Here is an 18,144-nt window from a genome sequence, read left to right on the forward strand (position 1 = left end):
AAGATGAAGGTTCTCCCGCCATGCTCGCGAACTATCTGATCGGACTGCGTGAAGGACTCGAGGCATCGCTGGTGGTCAGCATCCTCGCGACGTTCCTGGTCAAGTCCGGGCATCGGGATCGGCTCAAACTGGTCTGGATCGGTGTCGTCACGGCCCTCGCCGTGGCGGCCGCCGCCTGGGGACTGCTGCAGTTCGTCACCGCGCTGACCGCGAAGTCGTTCACCACCCAGGAGATCGTCGGCGGTGTGATGTCGATCCTCGCGGTCGGCTTCGTCACCTGGATGATCTTCTGGATGCGCAAGGCGTCCCGGAGCATCGCCAAGGAGCTGCGCGACCGGATGGGGGAGGCCCTCGAGGTCGGTTCCCGTGCGGTCGTCATCCTGGCCTTCCTCGCGGTCTTCCGGGAGAGCATCGAGACCGCGTTCATCGTGTACGCGTCGGCCGCGCTCGCGACCACCGCCGTACCGCTGATCGGCGTGCTGCTCGGCCTGGCCACCTCGGTGCTGCTCGGGATCGCGATCTACAAGGGCGCGGTGAAGATCAACCTCGCGGTGTTCTTCAAGTGGACCGGCGCGGTGCTGGTGCTGGTCGCGGCCGGCATCTTCGCGTACGGCGTCCACGATCTGCAGGAGTCCGGCCTGGTGCCCGGCATCGGTCACCTCGCCTTCGACATCTCGCACGTGATCCCGCCGACCAGTTGGTACGGCGTACTGCTGAAGGGCATCTTCAACTTCAACCCGGCACCGACCGTGCTGGAGGCGACCGCCTGGGTCGTCTACCTCGTCCCTGTGCTGTTCCTGTACTTCCGCCCGGTGAAGAGCTCCACCCCGCCTGCTGTGCCGGCGACGACCGCCCACAAAGCGGCCTGATCTCAGGAGAAACATGTCTGCGTCACTCGGCCGGAAGGCCTCGATTGTTGGTGTCGTCATCGGTCTCGCCGCACTCAGCGCGTGTGCGAAGAACGATCCGGCGGCGAAGGACGACGGCACCGGGCCGGTGTCGGTGCAGGCGACCGACTCGGGCTGCGACCTGAGCCGACGGGACGTGAAGTCCGGCACCAGCACGTTCTCGATCTCCAACGGTGGCAGCAAGATCACCGAGTTCTACGTGTACGCCGACGGCGACCGCGTGATGGGCGAGGTCGAGAACATCGGGCCGGGCCTGAAGCGGGACCTGATCGTCGAGCTGCCGACCGGCAAGTACCAGGCGGTCTGCAAGCCGGGCATGGTCGGCAACGGCATCCGCGGCGACCTGACCGTCACCGGCAACGCACCCGCGCAGGCCTCCGAGGACGCGCTGCTGAAGCAGGCGACGGACAGCTACCAGCGGTACGTGAACTCGCAGACGGTGGCGTTCGTGGAGAAGACGACGGAGTTCGTCACCGCGGTGAAGGCCGGTGACGTGGCGAAGGCGAAGGCGCTGTTCCCGGTGTCCCGGACGTACTGGGAGCGGATCGAGCCGGTGGCGAGTTCGTTCGGTGATCTGGATCCGAAGATCGACGCCCGCGTGAACGACGTGGAGCCCGGCACGGAGTGGACCGGGTACCACCGGATCGAGCAGGCGCTCTGGGTCGGTAACACCACCAAGGGCGTCGAGAAGTACGCCGACCAGTTGCTGTTCGACGTCAAGACGGTGGTGGCGAAGGCGAAGACCGTGAAGCTCAACCCGTTGCAGCTCGCGAACGGTGCCAAGAGCCTGCTCGACGAGGTCGCGACCGGCAAGGTCACCGGCGAGGAGGACCGCTACTCGCACACCGACCTGTGGGACTTCCAGGCGAACGTCGAGGGTTCCCAGGCCGCGATCCAGGCCCTCCGCCCGGCACTGCAGACCCGCGACGCGGCGCTCGTCACCCAGCTGGACACCCAGTTCAAGGCGGTCTTCGCGGCGCTGGACAAGTACCGCGTGGGCGACGGCTTCAAGCCCTATACGGCCACGGAGGCGGAGAAGAAGACCCTCGCCGCGGTGGTAGACGGTCTGGCCGAGCCGGTCAGCCAGGTAGCCGGAGTGATCGCGAAGAAATGACCGACGACACAGCACCTGAGCCCATCGCGGGCGAGCAGCCTGCCACTTCTCCCGCCGCCACCCCGGCGGAGCCGGCGCGGCGGAGAGGCTTTTCTCGGCGCGGGTTGTTCGGCGCGGCGGGAGCTGCGGTGGCGACCGGGGTCGCGGGATACGCCGTACATTCGGCGGTGTCCGCGGAGCCGTCGCAGGCTGTGGACAACAACGGGCCGGTTGAGTTCCATGGGACTCATCAGGCGGGGATCACCACGCCTGTGCAGGACCGGTTGCACTTCGCGGCGTTCGACGTGACGACGACCAAGCGCGAAGAGCTGATCGCGCTGCTGAAGGAATGGACCGCCGCAGCCGCGCTCCTCACCGCCGGCCGTGACATCGGGCAGTACGGCGCGGTGAACGGCCCGGACGAGGCGCCGCCGGAGGACACCGGCGAGGCGGTCGGCCTGCCGCCGGCGCACCTGACCATCACCGTCGGCTTCGGCCCGTCCCTGTTCGACAAACGGTTCGGCCTCGCCGCGAAACGCCCGAAGGCGCTCGTGGACCTCCCGCACTTCATCGGCGACGACCTCGAGGACGCCCGCTCGTACGGTGACATCGCCGTACAGGCCTGCTCCGACGACCCCCAGGTGGCCGTCCACGCGATCCGCAACCTCGCCCGCATCGGCTTCGGGCGTACCGTCGTCCGCTACTCCCAACTCGGCTTCGGCCGTACGTCGTCCACGTCCCGCGCGCAGGCAACCCCGCGGAACCTGTTCGGCTTCAAGGACGGTACGAACAACCTCAAGCTCGAGGACGCCGCCAAGCTCGAGCAGCAGCTCTGGGTCCAGCCCGAGGACGGCCCGGACTGGATGGTCGGCGGCTCGTACCTGGTGTCGCGGCGGATCCGGATGAACATCGAGATCTGGGACCGTACGTCGCTCGGCGAGCAGGAAGGCATCATCGGCCGCGGCAAAGGCACCGGCGCCCCGCTGGGCAAGGCCGACGAGTTCGACGCGATCGACTTCAACGCCAAGCAGGCCGACGGCGAACCGAAGATGCCGGCCGACTCACACGTCCGGCTGGCCCACCCCCAGTTCAACGACGGCGCCGAACTCCTCCGCCGCGGCTACAACTTCGTCGACGGCTCCGACGGCCTCGGCCGCCTCGACGCGGGCCTGTTCTTCCTCGCCTACCAGCGCGACCCCCGCAAACAGTTCATCCCGATCCAGAACCACCTGGCCAAGAACGACAAGATGAACGAGTACATCCACCACGTGGGCTCCGGCATCTTCGCCTGCCCACCCGGCGTCACCCCCGGCTCCTACTGGGGCGAAAAACTCTTCGCCTGACTCGTTGCGTCCGAAGAACTGTGGGTTATCGCCCTCGGATCTTCGGACGCAACGCGATGTCGAGGCTACTTCACCGCGCCGGCCGTTACGCCGGCGACGAAGTGGCGTTGGGCGAGGAGGAAGCCGATGACGACCGGGACGCTGACCACCAGCGCGGCGGCCATGATCTGGTTCCAGTAGATGTTGGTCTGAGTGGAGTACTGGCGCAGACCGACGGAGAGGGTGCGGTTGGCCTCGGTGGTCATCACCGACGCGAACAGGACCTCGCCCCACGCGGTCATGAACGAGTAGATCGCCACCGCGATCACCCCCGGCCGAGCTGCCGGCAGTACGACCCGCCAGAGCGCGCCCATCGGACCGCAGCCGTCGACCAGTGCGGCCTCGTCGAGCTCGCGCGGGATGCTGTCGAAGTACCCGGCCAGCATCCAGATCGAGAACGGCAGGCTGAACGTCAGGTACGTGATGATCAGCCCGAGCCGCGTCCCGACCAGCTGCAGCCCGAACGAGTTGTTGATGTTCACGAAGATCAGGAACAGCGGCAGCAGGAACAGCACGCCCGGGAACATCTGCGTGGACAGCACCGTCGTGGTGAACACGGTCCGCCCGCGGAACTTGAACCGCGACACCGCGAACGCCGCCAGGATCGCGATCGCCACCGAGAACACCGTCGCGGACACCGACACGATCGTCGAGTTCACGAAGTACTTCGCCAGCGGCACCGTCTTCCACATGTCCACGAACGGCGCGAGCGTCAGGTTCGACGGCCACCAGGTGAACGCGCCCTGCACGTCCTTCAGCGGTTTCAGCGACGACGTGATCATCACGTACAGCGGGATCAGCACGAACAGCCCGAGCACGGTCAGCGTGACGCCGCGGTAGATCTTGAAGCCTCTGGTCTCACGCACGACGTGACCTCCTTCCGGTGACGAGCAGGTACGCGCCGGTGACGATCATCAGGAAGACCAGCAGCAGTACGGACATCGCCGCGCCGGTGCCGAAGTTCCAGGTAAGGAACGACGCGTTGTAGATGTGGAACGTGATCAGGTCACCGGCCGGCGGCTGCGCCGTACCGAACAGCACGTACGGCGTGTTGAAGTCGCTGAACGTCCACAGGAACAGCACGAGCACCAGCACCAGGTTGACCGGGCGCAGCGACGGCAGCGTGATGTTGCGCCACTGCCGGAGGTTGCCGGCGCCGTCCACCGACGCGGCCTCGTACAGATCCCGCGGGATGCTCTGCATACCGGCCATCAGCGTGAGGAACGCGAACGTCCACAGCTTCCACCCGGCCACCGTGATCAGCGCGACCAGCGCGTTGCCGCCGATCAGCCAGAACGTCTTGCCGTCGTTCAGGTGCAGCTGGTGCAGTACGTGGTTCACCGCGCCGGTGTCACGCTGGAGCATGAAGTTCCAGGTCAGGATTCCGGCGTACGCCGGGAGCGCGTACGGCACCAGGAACAGCGTCCGGACGACGCCGCGCCCGCGGAACTCGGGCTGCAACGCGACCGCGGCGGCCATCCCGAGCACCCACGAGAACGCGACGGTGACCAGCGAGAACGCGACCGTGACGCCGAAGGACTTCAGCAGCCCCTGCCCGACGGCGTTGTTGAAGTCGAGCGCGACCTTGTAGTTGTTCAGCCCGGCGCCGGGCGCGGCGGACCAGTTCGCGATGAAGAACTTGGTCAGTTTCACGAAGCTCATCCAGATCCCGACCAGCATCGGGATGATGTGGATGAGCAGTTCCAGCAACACCGCCGGGGCCAGCAGTGCGTACGGCAGCCACCGGTTCAGGCCGGGCCGGTGCTCGAGGCGACTCCGGCGCTTGGCCGGCGCCGGAGTCGCGGTTTCGGTTGCGACGGCCATCGTCAGCTGCTCGCCGCCACCTGGTCCTGTGCGGTCTTCAGGGCCGCCTTCACGTCGTCGGCGGTCACCGTCCCGCCGGTCGCGATCTTGGCGAACATCGAGTTCATCGCCTTGCCGACGGTGCTCTCGAACTGGTCCTCGGCCGGCACCAGCGGCAGCGGCTTGGACTTGGTGTTGTAGATGTCCTGGAAGGTCGCGGCCTCGGCGGCGTCGGTGGTGAAGTTCGGCTTCGCGTCCTTCAGTACCGGCAGCGCGGAGAACGGCTTGTCCAGCGTGCTCTGCGTGGTCGCGTCCGTCATGTACTTCACGAACTTCAGCGCCGCGTCCTTGTGCTTGGTGTTCTTGAAGACCGACAGGTTGATCCCCGCGACGTGGCTGGCCACCTGCTCGCCACCGGACGGCGCCGGGAACGGCACGACGCCGTACTCGCCGGCCTTCATCCCGTTGGCGACGATCGAGGAGTCCGCGTTGTTCTGGTTGATCACCATCGCGACCTTCTTGGTGGCGAAGTCGTTCACGGACTTGGTGCCGTTGTCGTACTGCGCGTTCGACGGGTTCGCGACCTTGTCCTTCTGCATCAGGTCGAGGTACCGCAGTACGCCCTGCACGTTGCCGTCACCGGTGAAGGTCGGCTTGCCGTCGCCGCCGAACCAGTCGGCCTTGTTCTGCGCGGCGTTGATGAACGCGAAGTGCACGTTCTCGGTGTAGCTGCCGGCCGCCAGCGCCATACCCCACTGCTTGCCCGGGATGGTCAGCTTCTTGGCGTCGGTGACCATCTCCTCCCAGGTCTTCGGCGGCTGCAGGCCGGCCGCGGCGAACATCGCCTTGTTGTAGTACAGGCCGTACGCCAGACCGTAGAGCGGGACGGAGGTCGGGTCGGTGCCTTCCTTGCCGCCGGTCGCCAGGGCCGTCGGCACGAACTTGTCCTTCCCGCCGATCGCGCTCATCGCACCGCCGTCGAACGGCAGGAACGCGTCGGTGGCCTGCAGCGAGGCCGCCCAGGTGTTGCCGATGTTGACCACGTCCGGCGCCTGGCCGGAGGTGATGGCCGTCTGGATCCGGGTCTGCAGGTCGTTCCAGCCGATCACCTCGAGGTTGACCTTGATACCGGTGTCCTGGGTGAACTTCTGCAGGACCGGGGTCAGCACCTGCTTGTCGTTGTCCAGGCTGGTGCCCTGGTTGCTGGCCCAGTAGGTCAGCGTCTGGTCCCCGGAGCTGCCGCCGGAGGAGCCGTTCTTGTCGCCACCACCACAGGCGGCGAGGCTGACTCCCATGGCGGTCGCAGCCACCGTGGCTACAAGCGAACGCAGTCTCACGTCGGACTCCCTCGTCCCGTCGAGCCCCCGCGGACCTGCGGAGGCGGATCGGCCCCATACTGACCTAACCGGTTAAGTTTCGAAACCCTAACCGGTTCAGTTCCCCGGTCTTCGTTACGACCTCGTGACTCACCCAACCTTCACGAGTCCCCCGGCAAACGCAATCCGCCACACTCCGCGAACACCCGATGTCACACAGTCTTCAAACTCCCCTCCCTCAGCGCCCCACCCACCCCACCCCCGCACTCCCGGCGTACGCCCCGCGCCCGCGCTCCCGGGGTGGGTCCCGCGCCCGCGTTCCCGGCGTACGTCCCGCGCCCGCGCTTCCGGGGTGGGTCTCGCGCCCGCGTTCCCGGGGTGGGTCTCGCGCCCGCGTTCCCGGCGTACGACACGCACCGCCGGCCCCGCACCGCCGGCCCCCGCGGCCCCGCGCCGGCGCTCCCGCCCGCGGGGTTGCCCATTCACTTGGAGGGTTGCCCACTCAAATTGCGAGGGGGCAACCCTCCAGTTGAATGGGCAACCCCCAACGGCCCCCGCGAACCCTCCAGCTCGGGGGATGCCCACTGGAGTGGAGGGTTGCCTATCCCAAATGCGAGGGGGCAACCCTCCACGTGAATGGGCAACCCTTGTGGGGCAGGAGTTAGGAGGGGGCTGGGCCTGAGGACTCCCGGGGGCGGAGTTCGCCCGCGGGGGCCTCCTCGTGGAGGGTGGTGTTGCTGGTGATGATCCGCAGCAGCAGGTCCGCGGCCGCGCGCCCGCGCTCCATCGTCTTCTGGTCGACCGCGGTGATCCCCGGCCGCGTGAGTTCGCACAGCGGCGAGTCGTCCCACGCCACCACCGACACCTGCCCCGGCACCGCAGTACCGAGATCCATCGCGACCCGCAGCGCCGCGACCGCCATCAGGTCGTTCCCGAGCACGATCGCGGTCGGCGGGTTCGGCCCCGTCAGCAGCCGGCGCGTCAACTCGGCGCCGTCGTCGTACCGGTAACTCCCCTCGACGTGCCGCACGGTGACCCCGCGCCGTACGCCGCCCTCGTGCAGCGTCTGCACCCGCGACCGCTCGTGAATGAACGTGAACGGCCCGCTGATGTGCGCGATGTTGGTGTGCCCGAGCTCGACCAGGTGGTCGAGGATCAGGTCGACGGTCTCCACCGTCGAGTTGATCAACCGCCCGACCGCGTCGTTCGGCTCGTTCGAGCTGACCACCACGCACGGCACGCCGAGCTCCTTCAGCAACGGGATCCGCTGGTCGTCCTCGCGTTCGTCGAACAGGATGAACCCGTCCACCCGCCCCTGCTGCGACCACCGCCGCAGTACGTCGAGGTCCTCGCCGTGCTCGCCGGTGAGCCGGAGCAGCAGCGACGAGTCGACCTCGTTCAGGTACTGCTCGATGCCGACCAGCGTGCGCATGTAGAACGCCTCGGTGGAGATCAGCGTGGGGTCCCGCGCGATCACGATCCCGATCGTCCGGGTCCGGCTCGCGGACAGCGCGACCGCGGCGGAGTTCGGGTGGAACCCGAGCTCCTCGGCCAGGTCGAGCACCCGTTGCCGGGTCTCCTCGCTGACCCCGGCGCGGCCGTTCAGTGCGTACGAGACCGACGCCTTCGAGATGTGCAGCCGGCGCGCGAGGTCGCTGATCGTGACCCGGTGACTGCGGCGCGTGCCGCTCGCCGGGCCGTCGCCGCCGGCGTCGCCGTCCGCATCGGGTCCGCTCGTCGTCATCGCCCGGCCGCCCCTCGCACAGACGGAAAAGTGTTCATGTCAGACGGGAGATTAGCAGCGGGGTTTCAGGGCTAGCGGGAGCGCGCGGTTTTGGATAGCGTTTTCCCATGTTGCCGAACGAGCCGTTGCGCCTGGATTTCCTGCCCTGGGAGTACGCCCGGAAGGCCTCCGCTGCCGAGCGGGACCGCCAGTCCGAACGGCAGGCGCGGCTCGGCGGGTCGGTCGAGCTCGCCACCGATGTGTACGTCGCGGAGTCGGCCGCGGTGTACTGCGACGAACTCCGGATGGGGGAGCGTTCGTACATCGCGGCGCACGCCTACGTCACCGGACGGATCACGCTCGGCTCCGACTCCACGATCAACCCGTTCGCGGCCGTCCGCGGCGTGGTCACGATCGGCGACGGCGTCCGGATCGGCGCGCACACCTCGCTGCTCGCGTTCAACCACGGCACCGCGCCGGGCGAGCCGATCTTCAAGCAGCCGCACACCGCGCTCGGCATCACGATCGGCGACGACGTCTGGATCGGCTCGAACGTGACCATCCTGGACGGCGTCACGGTCGGCCCGCACAGCGTCATCGGCGCCGGCGCGGTCGTCACCAAGAACATCCCGGCCAACTCGGTAGCGGCCGGCAACCCCGCCCGCATCCTCCGCTCGCGGACAGGAGCATCCATGTCAGGTGACCTACCCACCCTGCTGACGGCGTTCGCCGCGAAGGCCCGCGCCCAGACCGACGACGTACTCGCGCGCTGCTGGGACGGTACGCGCTTCGTCGACCGCCCCGGTGCCGACCGCGCGCCGGAGATCCGCCCGTGGTGCGACGCCATCGAGATCGCGGACCTGCTGGTACGCCGTGCCCCGGCCGGCCACACCCGCGACGACCTCGTCCGCCGGCTCCGCGAACACCAGGATCCGGCGACCGGACTGGTACCACCGGAAGACCAGCCGGACGCCGAACTCGCTGTCCTGGAAGGGCCCGCCAGCTACCACGTCCTGTGTGTCGGGTATGCGCTCCAGGTCCTCGGAAGCAGCTTCGAGCACCCGATCGACACGACCTTCGAGGTCGGCGACCTGGACAAGTTGCCCTGGGCAAGAAGGGCCTGGTCGTCGGGCTCCGGGATCGACGCTCTCGGTACGGCGCTGGCGCTGCAGAACCGCGGCGAACCCGGCCACCTCGAACTGCTGATGGGCTGGCTCCACACCCGAGTCGATCCCGGGACCGGGATGTGGGGTTCGCCCCATCCGGACGACGGGTTGCTGCAGGTCGTGAACGGCTTCTACCGCCTCACCCGCGGCACGTACGCGCAGTTCGGCCTGCCGCTGCCGTACCCGGAACGAGCAGTCGCCACAGTGCTTGCGCACAGCAACGATCAGCGGATGTTCACCGGCGACAACTACAACGCCTGCAACGTGCTCGACGTCATCCATCCGCTGTGGCTGGCGCGCAAGCAGACGTCGTACGGCGAGGCCGACGGGCGCCGCTGGGCCGAGCAGCAGCTGCGGGCGATCCTGCCCCGCTGGGTCGACGGCGCCGGGTTCGCGTTCGCGCCGGACGGGACCGACGACCGGGCGATCCCGGGCCTGCAGGGGACCGAGATGTGGCTGGCGATCATCTGGCTGCTGTCCGACTACCTCGGCGTGTCCGACGCGCTCGGCTACCGTTCCCGCGGCGTCCACCGGCCGGAGCCGCTCGTCTGACCCAGTACGCGTGGTACAGCCGGGCCATGATGGAACAGCTGCGGGGACGAGTGCTAGCCCGGACTGGGAGCAGGTACGCCGCGGAGCTGGTTGACCAAGGAGGCGCCGGAGTGCGTCACGCTGTGGGCGTACCTCGTTCACTACCCAGCAGCACCGGGCCTGCCGGAGGCGGTCCGGGAGAAGTCGTTCTGCCTGGTCGACGTGATCACTCCGGACGCCTCGGCCGTTGAGCTGGAGCAGGTGCTGTCGATCGTGCGGGCAGCAGGTACGGCGATCTACGAGGTCATCGGGCCGCTGCAGCCGAGTGGGGTGGCAGAGCTCAACTCGCTGTCCACGCAGGCGCTGTCGCTGATCACCAGTCCGTTCCAGGAGGTCGCTCCTGAGCTGATCAGCACGCCGCAGGAGTTCGGGAAGCCGCCGCTCTTCCAGGTGGTCATCTGGCACCTACGGTCCGGCCAAGACGGCCGGTATCCGGGTGTGGCGGCCGCTGACCCACAGGCGTCGTACCTGGTCCTGGCTGTTTCCATCGCGGCCACATCCGACCAACAAGAGCCTGGTGAGCGTGCTCTGCGGGCCTTGCAAGAGGCCCTGTCGCCGTGGCTGGTCGGCCAGAAGACGGCGACCGGGCTGTCCGCCTGGAACACTCTGGAGGATTGCTACAGCTCGGACGACCTCGCCAGGCTCCGGGAGATCAAGCGGCGGGTCGACCCCCACGGCACCTTCGTCGGGAACTTCCGCCTACTCTGACCCCGTGGACCCCCGCACGCGCCGACTGGTGACCTCCCTCGTACTGGCAGCCTTGGTCGCCATCGTCGTCGTGGCAGCCTTCCTCCGGTAACGTCACGCTCCATGGCCCTGCACATGCCGCGACTCCGTCGCGGCGGGTCATGGGGCTGTTGCTCCCGGTCTTCCCTCGTCGCTCCGGTCGCTTCGCTCCCTGCGCTCCTCAGTCCAGACCGGGAGGCCCCATGACCACCACCAGCACTGCCGGTGAACGTTCGTCGTACCTGATGCGGGCCGGGATGGTCCGGAACGTGCGCTCCGGGGAGCACCTGACGACGTTCGTGGTGTCCGGGGTGGCGACGGTGCTGATCACCCGGCTGCTGCTCAGCCTGAGCGGATACCCGCAGATCGGCGGCAAGGGCCTGCACATCGCGCACGTCCTGCCCGGCGGCCTGCTGATGTTCGTCGCGATCTCGCTGCTGCTCGGGTACGTCGGACCGGTCGTCCGGCCGGCGGCGGCGACGATCGGCGGGATCGGGTTCGGACTGTTCATCGACGAGGTCGGGAAGTTCGTCACCTCGGACAACAACTACTTCTACAAGCCGACCGCGGCGATCGTGTACATCGTCTTCGTCCTGATCGTGCTGGGATTCCGCTTCCTGACCACCCGCCGGCCGATCGACCCGCGGGAGGAGCTGGCGAACGTCATCGACCACGCCGTCGAGGGGGTCGCGGGCGGCCTGTCCCGCCGGCGCCGTGCGGAAGCGGCCGAGTTGCTGAACCAGGTACCGCGGGAGGTCGGCGGACGGCGGGAGACCACCGAGCTACTGGCCGCCTGCCCGCCGGACGAGGTGGAGCTGGCCGCTCCGGTGGACGCGGCGTGGCAGGCGGTCCAGCGCGGCTTCGAGCGGCTGGCCACGCACCCGAAGGCTCCGACGGTCGCGGTCGCCGTACTGGCGATCCAGGTGATCGGTGAGCTGGTCATCGCCGCCGTACTGGGGGACGGGCTCAACACCTTGCCTGTGCTTGGTGTCACGGCCGGGAGCTTGCTGTCGGCAACCTTCACGGTGCGTGGTGCGCTGGCCCTGCGGAAGCGTAACCGGGCGCGGGCGGTCCGGCTGTTCGAGCTTGCGGTGCTGGTGTCGTTGCTGATGACACAGGTCTTCCAGTTCGCCGCTACGCAGTTCGCGGCCGCCGGAGGCATGCTGCTGGACCTGGTGATGCTGGGGCTGCTGCGAGCGGAGCGGGACCGCATGCGGCGGGCGGTGGACGACAGTACGAAGGCTATGACGCACCGGCTGCCACCCGAGCCGGACCTGCCGCCGTTCCCGGAGGACCCGTCCGATCCGGTGTAGCTTTCCAGCTCTCGTGGCGGCCGATCAGTACCGGTGACATGGTGGCGATCAGGTAGATCGCACCGCCCGCAATCAGCGCCGGCGCCAGGCCGACCGCGGCGATCGCGGCACCGGCCACAACACCTCCCAGCGGTACGCCGGTCCAGCACGCCGCGTTGGACAGCGAGTTGACCCTGCCGAGCAGGTGCCTGGGGATCCGCTCGACCCGGATCGCGCCGAGCACCGGGTTGATGAAGCCGGCCCCGATACCGCCCACGGCGTACACCGCCATCAGCCCCCACACCGGCGCGTCGGTCGCCATCGCCACGAAGCGCGGCGCACCGGCGATCAGGAATGCCAGCGTGAACACGAGCTTGCGCGGGATGCGGTCGCCGATCGCCGACGCGAGCAGGGCGAACCCGGTCGCGGTCACGCCGAACGAGGTGAGGATCAGGCTGGTGTGGCCGGGGCCGTAGCCGTGCTCTTTGATCCAGACCGGCAGTAAAACGGTGCTGGTCGCGGCGTCGAGCAGGTTGGTGACGGCGATCATCACTACCAGCGGCAGCAGGAGCCTGTCGGTACGGAGGAAGTGCCAGCCCTCCAGCAGGCGGCGTCCGTACGCCTCCTCGTCGTTGACCAGTTGCTTGTCCTGCTTCGGGATCCAGCGTGCGATGAGTACGGCGCAGATCCCGAACGACGCGGCGTCGATCCAGAGCGCGTTGACTGCTCCGGCCAGCGTGATCAGTCCGCCTGCCAGGGCGTACGCGAAGAAGCCGGCCAGGCGTTCCGTCGTACTCTCCAGCCCCGTCACCCGCTCCAGCGGGACCCTGGCGGCTCGGGCGATGTCCGGGATCAGGGTCTCCTTGGCGGAATCACCTGGCCCGCGGAGCGCGCCGGCGACCGCGACGAGTGCCAGCAGCGTCGGGAAGTGCAGCAGGCCGAGTGTGTGCAGGAGCGGTACGAGGGCGACCACGCCGGTACTGGCGGTGTCTGCCAGGACGCTGATCCGGCGGGCGCCGACCTTGTCGATCAGCGGGCCGCCTACGGCCTTCACGACGACCAGCGGCGTCATCTCGGCCAGTGCGACCAGGCCGGTCTTGACGGGCGAGCCTGTGGTGATCAGCACGAACCACGGGATCGCGATCGCGCTGACGCGGGTCCCGCAGATCGACACCACGTTCGCCACCAGGAACGCGATCAGCGGTTTTGCTTGCCTCACCGCTGCACCTCCTACCGCGTCTCGCGGGGGAACGCCTGGAGCTGCACGGTGACCTGCTCGGCGCCCTCCGGCAGGGGAGCGGTCAGGTCGGCCGTCTTGTACTTCTCCAGGACCGCCAGCACCTCCTGCATCATCGCGTCGAGCTGGTCGGCGCGAAGATGGAAGAAGTAGTCCGACAGCACGCTTGCGTCCCGCCAGTCCGCCGGCATCGTCTGCACGGCGTCGATGAAGCTGAAGATGTTCTCGGCGTACGACTGGCCGACACCGTGCAGGAATCCCAGCGCCAGCTCCGGCTCCTGGTCCAGCAGCTCGGCCTTGTCGAACTCGGTCCCCTGGTGCGCTGCCTTCCACCACCTGTCGCGCGCGTTGCCCCGGCTGTCGTCCTCAATCACCAGACCGGCCTCCGCGAGCTGCCTCAGGTGGTAGCTGGTCGCACCGGTGTTCACCCCGAGCCGCCCGGCCAGGGTGGTCGCGGTCTGCGGCCCGTACACCCGAAGCAACCCCAGAATCCGGTTCCGCATCGGATGCGCCAGCGCCCGCACCAACTCCCGATCCAGCCGAACGGTCCGCGGCGCCTCGTTGCTGCTCTCGTCGCTCATGACGCTGACTGTACGACTGCACAGGTTACTTGCAAAGATATTTTGCAAACGAATTGTGCAATCGGTTGTCCACAGCCTCCAGATCGCTCTGCGGAGGTCGTGCGGATCGCGGCATCTTCTCTGTCGACCAGATCCCTCAGGACCGACCGAAAGAGGAACCACAGATGATGCGCGTGATGCTCGACGACGCCGACTACTGCGACGTCGTCGCCGACCTGATGACGTTCGACGACGGGGCGGTGATCTTCTGGCAGAAAGGCGAGGAGGTCGGCCGCCACCGCCAGTCCCGGATCCGCTCCCTCGAGCCCCTGAACCCGAAGTCGATGGTCCGCAAGATCCAGAAGGCCCGCCAGACCGCCCCGAACGCCTTCCGCCAGTGGACCGAGGAAGACACCAAGACCCTCACCGACATGTACAACAACGGCGCCTCCCTCGACGCCCTCACCGAAGCCCTGGGCCGCCAGGAAGGCGGCATCATCACCCGCCTGAGAACCATCGGCATCCTCCTCGAAGAAGACCCCAAACCCGAATAGCCCCCACCACCCCCATATCACCGCCCACCCCGGGTGCTGGTCTGCCGTCGTCGTGGGGCGCTTGCGGGTGGAAGGGCGGCGACTGTTTTCTGGTCGCCTTCGGCGGCGCACGCGCGGTCCGCACCTTGTCATTCCGGACCCAGTAGGTATGGGTTTCCCGAAGCCTCCGCGTGGATACATTTCAAGCCTGTTTACCTGCCGGGTTGGCCGGGGATTGACGGTGGGTGGGCGAGATCGTTTTGTGATCGGGGGTGAGGGTCGGGGACAATGGGGCGGTGCAGCCAGAGGTGTGGTCGGATGAGGTGCCGGTGGGGGCCGGGGTGTTGGGGGAGGTGCGGGCTGCGCTGCTGGAGCGGGACGGGTTGGTTCGGGGGGTCGGGTCCGGGCGGCGGCGGGGAGCAGCGGCGCCGGGGTTTTTGCGGGTCGAGGTGCGGTACGTCGATCTGAAGGGGGAGCGGCACCTGCAGGTCGCCGAGTTCGACGAGCGGCAGGCGCATACGCGTAACGTGCCGGCGGCGGAGTCGGAGAAGGTGGTCGACGAGCTGCTCGGGGCGGGGTACGGGTCGTGGCATGTCGAGATGACCACCGAGACGTTGCGGCTGCGGTACACCAAGAAGGGCAAGGAGCTGCTGCACCGGCAGGAGGACAGCCGGGAGCAGCAGACGAGTCATGACCGGGTGAAGCGGCGGGTGCTGGATCCGGCGGCGCCGTTCCTGGTCGAGCTCGGGATCAGCGATCACCAGGGGCGGGTGAAACCGTCGCGGCAGGCGAAGTACAAGCAGATCGAGGAGTTCTGCAAGCTGCTTGCGCCGGCGCTCGACGAGGCGGTCGCGGCGGGGCGGATCGAGACGGACCGGCCGCTGCAGGTCGTCGACCTCGGCTGCGGGAACGCGTACCTGACGTTGGCGGCGTACCACCTGCTGTCCGCGGCCGGGCACGACGTACGGATGACCGGTATCGACCACAATCCGGCGGCCCGCAAGCGGAACACCCGGGTGGTCGAGGCGCTCGGGTGGCAGCAGCACCTGCGGTTCCTGGATGCGACCATCGAGGGTGCGGAGCTGGACGTGCAGCCGGATGTCGTACTGGCGCTGCACGCCTGCGACACGGCGACCGACGACGCGCTCGCGCGGGCGGTCCGCTGGGAGGCCGCGCTGGTACTTGCGGCTCCATGTTGTCATCACGACATCCAAAAGCAGCTGAAGAGCGTCACACCACCGGCGCCTTATGCGCTGATGACGAGATATGGCATCGTTCGAGAGCGGTTCGCCGACGTCCTGACGGATACCCTGCGGGCGGCGGTGCTCCGACAGGTCGGCTACCGGGTGGAGGTTGTGCAGTTCGTGGACAGTCAGCACACGCCGCGCAATCTGCTGCTCCGTGCCGCGCGGACCGGGGCCGAACCGGCCGCGGACCTGCGGGCCGAGTACCAGGCAATGGTCACCGAATGGCAGGTGACGCCGCGCCTGGCGCAACTGTTGCTCCCCGCGGCTGCTGAGGTGGTCTCGTGAGACAGCTCCGGATCGCCCTCGCGCTGCTGGGTGCGACGCTCTTCGCCCTCGCGGGTACCGCCCTGCCGACCGCCTCGGCGACCGGGACCGCGGACCCGGCGGCGAAGAAGCTGTTCTCGATCAACGACGACCGGATCAAGCATCCGACCGGGCTGGTCAAGAGCAGCAAGCACCAGGGCACGTACTGGGCGGTGAGCAGCTCCGGCTCCACCGGCCGGGTGTTCGCCCTCGACGCGACCGGCAAGGTGCAGGCGGTGTTCCGGTTCGGCGCGAACGTCTCCGACGTCGAGGCGCTCGGCATCGACCGGAACGGCACGCTCTACATCGCCGATATCGGCGACAGTAAGCTGAGCCGGGCCCAGATCGAGATCTACACGATCCCGGAGCCGGCCAGCCTGCAGGACGCGACCAACGTGAAGTACCACCAGTACGACTTCAAGTACCCGGACGGCCCGCACGACGCCGAGGCGCTGCTGATCGAGCCCCAGACCAGCCAGCTGTACGTCGTGACGAAGTCGTCCAAGGGCGCCGGCACCATCTACTCCGCGCCGCCCGCGCCAACCCGTCAGGGCACCAACGACCTCACCAAGCTGGCGTCGGCGCCGACCGGTGTGATCACCGACGGGACGTTCCTGCCGGACGGCCAGCGAGTCGTACTGCGCACCTCGACCGACCTCGCGACCGTGGCCTGGGGCGACAACCCGAACGCCATCGCCCGCGCCACGGCGCTGCCCGGCGAGGGCGGCAGCATCGCGTTGGGCGCCACCGACGGCACCGTGGTGTTCGGCGCGGACGGCACGAGCCCGGGTATCTACGAGCTGGCGGTGCCCGCGAAGGCGACGACCGGTACCAAGACGCCGGGGGCGAGCGCCACGCCGAAGCCCGCATCGACGACCGACAACAGCAGCTCGGACACCTCGGGCAAGAGCCACAACCTGCGCTGGATCATCATCGGCGCCGCCCTGTTCGCGCTGATCATCACCGTCTTCACCTTCCCCCCCGGCCGCCGCGAACGCCGGGACCGCCAGGCCGAGAACGACCGCCTCACCGGCCAGGCCCCCACCCACCCCGCACCGCCGCCAGCATTCCTGACAGCAAACAGCCGCCGCCCCTCCGCGAGGGACGGCGGCTGTTTCACACCAGCAGTTACTTCAGGTTTTCGACGACGTAGTCGATGGCCTGGGTGAGCTTCTCGACGTCGTCCGGGTCGACCGCCGGGAACATCGCCACCCGGAGCTGGTTGCGGCCGAGCTTGCGGTACGGCTCGGTGTCGACGATGCCGTTGGCGCGCAGCGTCTTGGCGACCGCGGCGGCGTCGATCGAGTCGTCCAGGTCGATCGTGCCGATCACCAGCGAGCGGGCGTCCGGGTCGGTGACGTACGGCGTCGCGTACTCCGACTTCTCGGCCCACGTGTACAGCCGGGTGCTGGAGTCCGTCGTACGGCCGACGCTCCACTTCAGGCCGCCCTGGCCGTTGATCCAGTCTGTCTGCTCGGCCATCAGGAACAGCGTGGCCAGCGACGGCGTGTTGTAGGTCTGGTTCTTGCTGGAGTTGTCGATCGCGGTCGCCAGGTCCAGGAACGCCGGGGTCCAGCGGCCGGACGCGGTGATCTCCTCGACGCGCGCGAGCGCCGCCGGGCTCAGGACCGCGATCCACAGGCCGCCGTCCGAGGCGAAGCACTTCTGCGGGGCGAAGTAGTACGCGTCGACCTCGTTGATGTCGACCGGGAGGCCGCCGGCGCCGGAGGTGGCGTCGATCGCGATCAGCGCACCTTCGTCGACACCTTCGACCCGCTTGACCAGCGCCATCACACCGGTGGAGGTCTCGTTGTGCGGCCACGCGTACAGGTCGACACCGGCCTCCGCGACCGCGATCGGGCGGGTGCCGGGCTCGGACTTCACGATCGTCGGGTCACCGAGGTGCGGCGCCTGCTGAGCGGCCTTCGCGAACTTCGAGGAGAACTCGCCGAAGCTCAGGTGCTGGCTCTTCTCCCGGATCAGCCCGAACGTCGCGACATCCCAGAACGCGGTCGAGCCGCCGTTGCCGAGCACGACCTGGTACCCGTCGGGCAGCTGGAACAGCTCCGCGACACCCTCCTGGACCCGCTTCACCAGGTTCTTCACCGGCGCCTGCCGGTGGGAGGTGCCGAGCAGCTTGGCGCCCTCGGTCGCGAGCGCGGCGACGGCTTCCGGACGGACCTTCGACGGACCGGCACCGAAGCGGCCGTCGGTGGGCTTGAGCTCTGCAGGAATCTGAATTTCGCTGGTCACCAGCGTTCCCT

The 18,144-nt window shown here is 68.2% G+C and carries 16 protein-coding genes; 9 read left to right on the plus strand and 7 right to left on the minus strand.

Annotated elements, in window-relative coordinates:
• The first annotated feature begins 20 nt into the window (after positions 1-20).
• The 3 genes from efeU to efeB are packed head-to-tail and all read left to right on the plus strand — an operon-like array spanning position 21 to position 3,344.
• Entirely contained in the window at positions 21-869 is an 849-nt protein-coding gene (efeU, locus tag JOF29_RS04950; RefSeq protein WP_209693051.1) for an iron uptake transporter permease EfeU, read from the plus strand.
• 13 nt (positions 870-882) lie between these two features.
• On the plus strand, positions 883-2,022 hold the full coding sequence (efeO, locus tag JOF29_RS04955; protein WP_209693052.1) for an iron uptake system protein EfeO: 1,140 nt from the start codon (positions 883-885) through the stop codon (positions 2,020-2,022).
• On the plus strand, positions 2,019-3,344 hold the full coding sequence (efeB, locus tag JOF29_RS04960) for an iron uptake transporter deferrochelatase/peroxidase subunit (RefSeq protein WP_209693053.1): 1,326 nt from the start codon (positions 2,019-2,021) through the stop codon (positions 3,342-3,344). Before efeO ends, efeB begins: the two co-directional genes overlap by 4 nt.
• 65 nt (positions 3,345-3,409) lie before the next feature.
• Here the strand turns inward: efeB and JOF29_RS04965 are convergent, their stop codons facing one another.
• The 4 genes from JOF29_RS04965 to JOF29_RS04980 all read right to left on the minus strand — a co-directional run bounded on the left by JOF29_RS04965 (position 3,410) and on the right by JOF29_RS04980 (position 8,246).
• A complete protein-coding gene (locus JOF29_RS04965; RefSeq protein WP_209693054.1) occupies positions 3,410-4,249 on the minus strand; it encodes a carbohydrate ABC transporter permease in 840 nt (279 codons plus the stop codon).
• Entirely contained in the window at positions 4,242-5,207 is a 966-nt protein-coding gene (locus tag JOF29_RS04970; protein ID WP_209693055.1) for a carbohydrate ABC transporter permease, read from the minus strand. Before JOF29_RS04970 ends, JOF29_RS04965 begins: the two co-directional genes overlap by 8 nt.
• Positions 5,208-5,209: 2 nt before the next feature.
• Complete coding sequence (locus tag JOF29_RS04975; RefSeq protein ID WP_209693056.1) at positions 5,210-6,523, minus strand: ABC transporter substrate-binding protein; 1,314 nt, start codon at positions 6,521-6,523, stop codon at positions 5,210-5,212.
• 640 nt (positions 6,524-7,163) lie between these two features.
• Positions 7,164-8,246 carry a LacI family DNA-binding transcriptional regulator gene (locus tag JOF29_RS04980; RefSeq protein ID WP_209693057.1) on the minus strand — a complete coding sequence of 361 codons (1,083 nt, stop codon included), beginning with the start codon at positions 8,244-8,246 and terminating at the stop codon, positions 7,164-7,166.
• 107 nt (positions 8,247-8,353) lie between these two features.
• Here JOF29_RS04980 and JOF29_RS04985 point away from each other — a divergent pair, with 107 nt between their 5' ends.
• From JOF29_RS04985 to JOF29_RS04995, 3 genes are all read left to right on the plus strand, one after another.
• Positions 8,354-9,943 (plus strand): acyltransferase, encoded by a 1,590-nt coding sequence (locus JOF29_RS04985; protein WP_209693058.1) that lies wholly within the window; start codon positions 8,354-8,356, stop codon positions 9,941-9,943.
• Positions 9,944-10,033: 90 nt separating this feature from the next.
• Positions 10,034-10,690, plus strand: a complete 657-nt coding sequence (locus tag JOF29_RS04990) for a hypothetical protein (RefSeq protein ID WP_209693059.1) — start codon at positions 10,034-10,036, stop codon at positions 10,688-10,690.
• 221 nt (positions 10,691-10,911) lie between these two features.
• Positions 10,912-12,021 carry a hypothetical protein gene (locus JOF29_RS04995; RefSeq protein ID WP_245357450.1) on the plus strand — a complete coding sequence of 370 codons (1,110 nt, stop codon included), beginning with the start codon at positions 10,912-10,914 and terminating at the stop codon, positions 12,019-12,021.
• On the opposite strand, the gene JOF29_RS05000 is transcribed toward JOF29_RS04995, so the two are convergent.
• Positions 11,951-13,219, minus strand: coding sequence for an MFS transporter (locus JOF29_RS05000; RefSeq protein ID WP_209693060.1), 1,269 nt, complete (start codon positions 13,217-13,219; stop codon positions 11,951-11,953). The genes JOF29_RS04995 and JOF29_RS05000 overlap by 71 nt on opposite strands.
• Before the next feature lie 11 nt (positions 13,220-13,230).
• Entirely contained in the window at positions 13,231-13,818 is a 588-nt protein-coding gene (locus JOF29_RS05005; RefSeq protein ID WP_209693061.1) for a winged helix-turn-helix domain-containing protein, read from the minus strand.
• Positions 13,819-13,982: 164 nt separating this feature from the next.
• Here JOF29_RS05005 and JOF29_RS05010 point away from each other — a divergent pair, with 164 nt between their 5' ends.
• From JOF29_RS05010 to JOF29_RS05020, 3 genes are all read left to right on the plus strand, one after another.
• Positions 13,983-14,351 carry a hypothetical protein gene (locus tag JOF29_RS05010; RefSeq protein WP_209693062.1) on the plus strand — a complete coding sequence of 123 codons (369 nt, stop codon included), beginning with the start codon at positions 13,983-13,985 and terminating at the stop codon, positions 14,349-14,351.
• A 275-nt stretch (positions 14,352-14,626) separates the two neighbouring features.
• Positions 14,627-15,862 carry a class I SAM-dependent methyltransferase gene (locus JOF29_RS05015; protein ID WP_307863150.1) on the plus strand — a complete coding sequence of 412 codons (1,236 nt, stop codon included), beginning with the start codon at positions 14,627-14,629 and terminating at the stop codon, positions 15,860-15,862.
• Complete coding sequence (locus tag JOF29_RS05020; protein ID WP_209693063.1) at positions 15,859-17,049, plus strand: hypothetical protein; 1,191 nt, start codon at positions 15,859-15,861, stop codon at positions 17,047-17,049. The genes JOF29_RS05015 and JOF29_RS05020 overlap by 4 nt, the downstream gene beginning before the upstream one ends.
• On the opposite strand, the gene serC is transcribed toward JOF29_RS05020, so the two are convergent.
• Positions 17,009-18,133: a phosphoserine transaminase gene (gene serC / locus JOF29_RS05025; RefSeq protein ID WP_372446224.1), complete on the minus strand. Its 1,125-nt coding sequence runs from the start codon at positions 18,131-18,133 to the stop codon at positions 17,009-17,011. The genes JOF29_RS05020 and serC overlap by 41 nt on opposite strands.
• Positions 18,134-18,144: the final 11 nt, after the last annotated feature.

This window comes from Kribbella aluminosa (genome assembly GCF_017876295.1).
Classification (GTDB): Bacteria; Actinomycetota; Actinomycetes; order Propionibacteriales; family Kribbellaceae; genus Kribbella; species Kribbella aluminosa.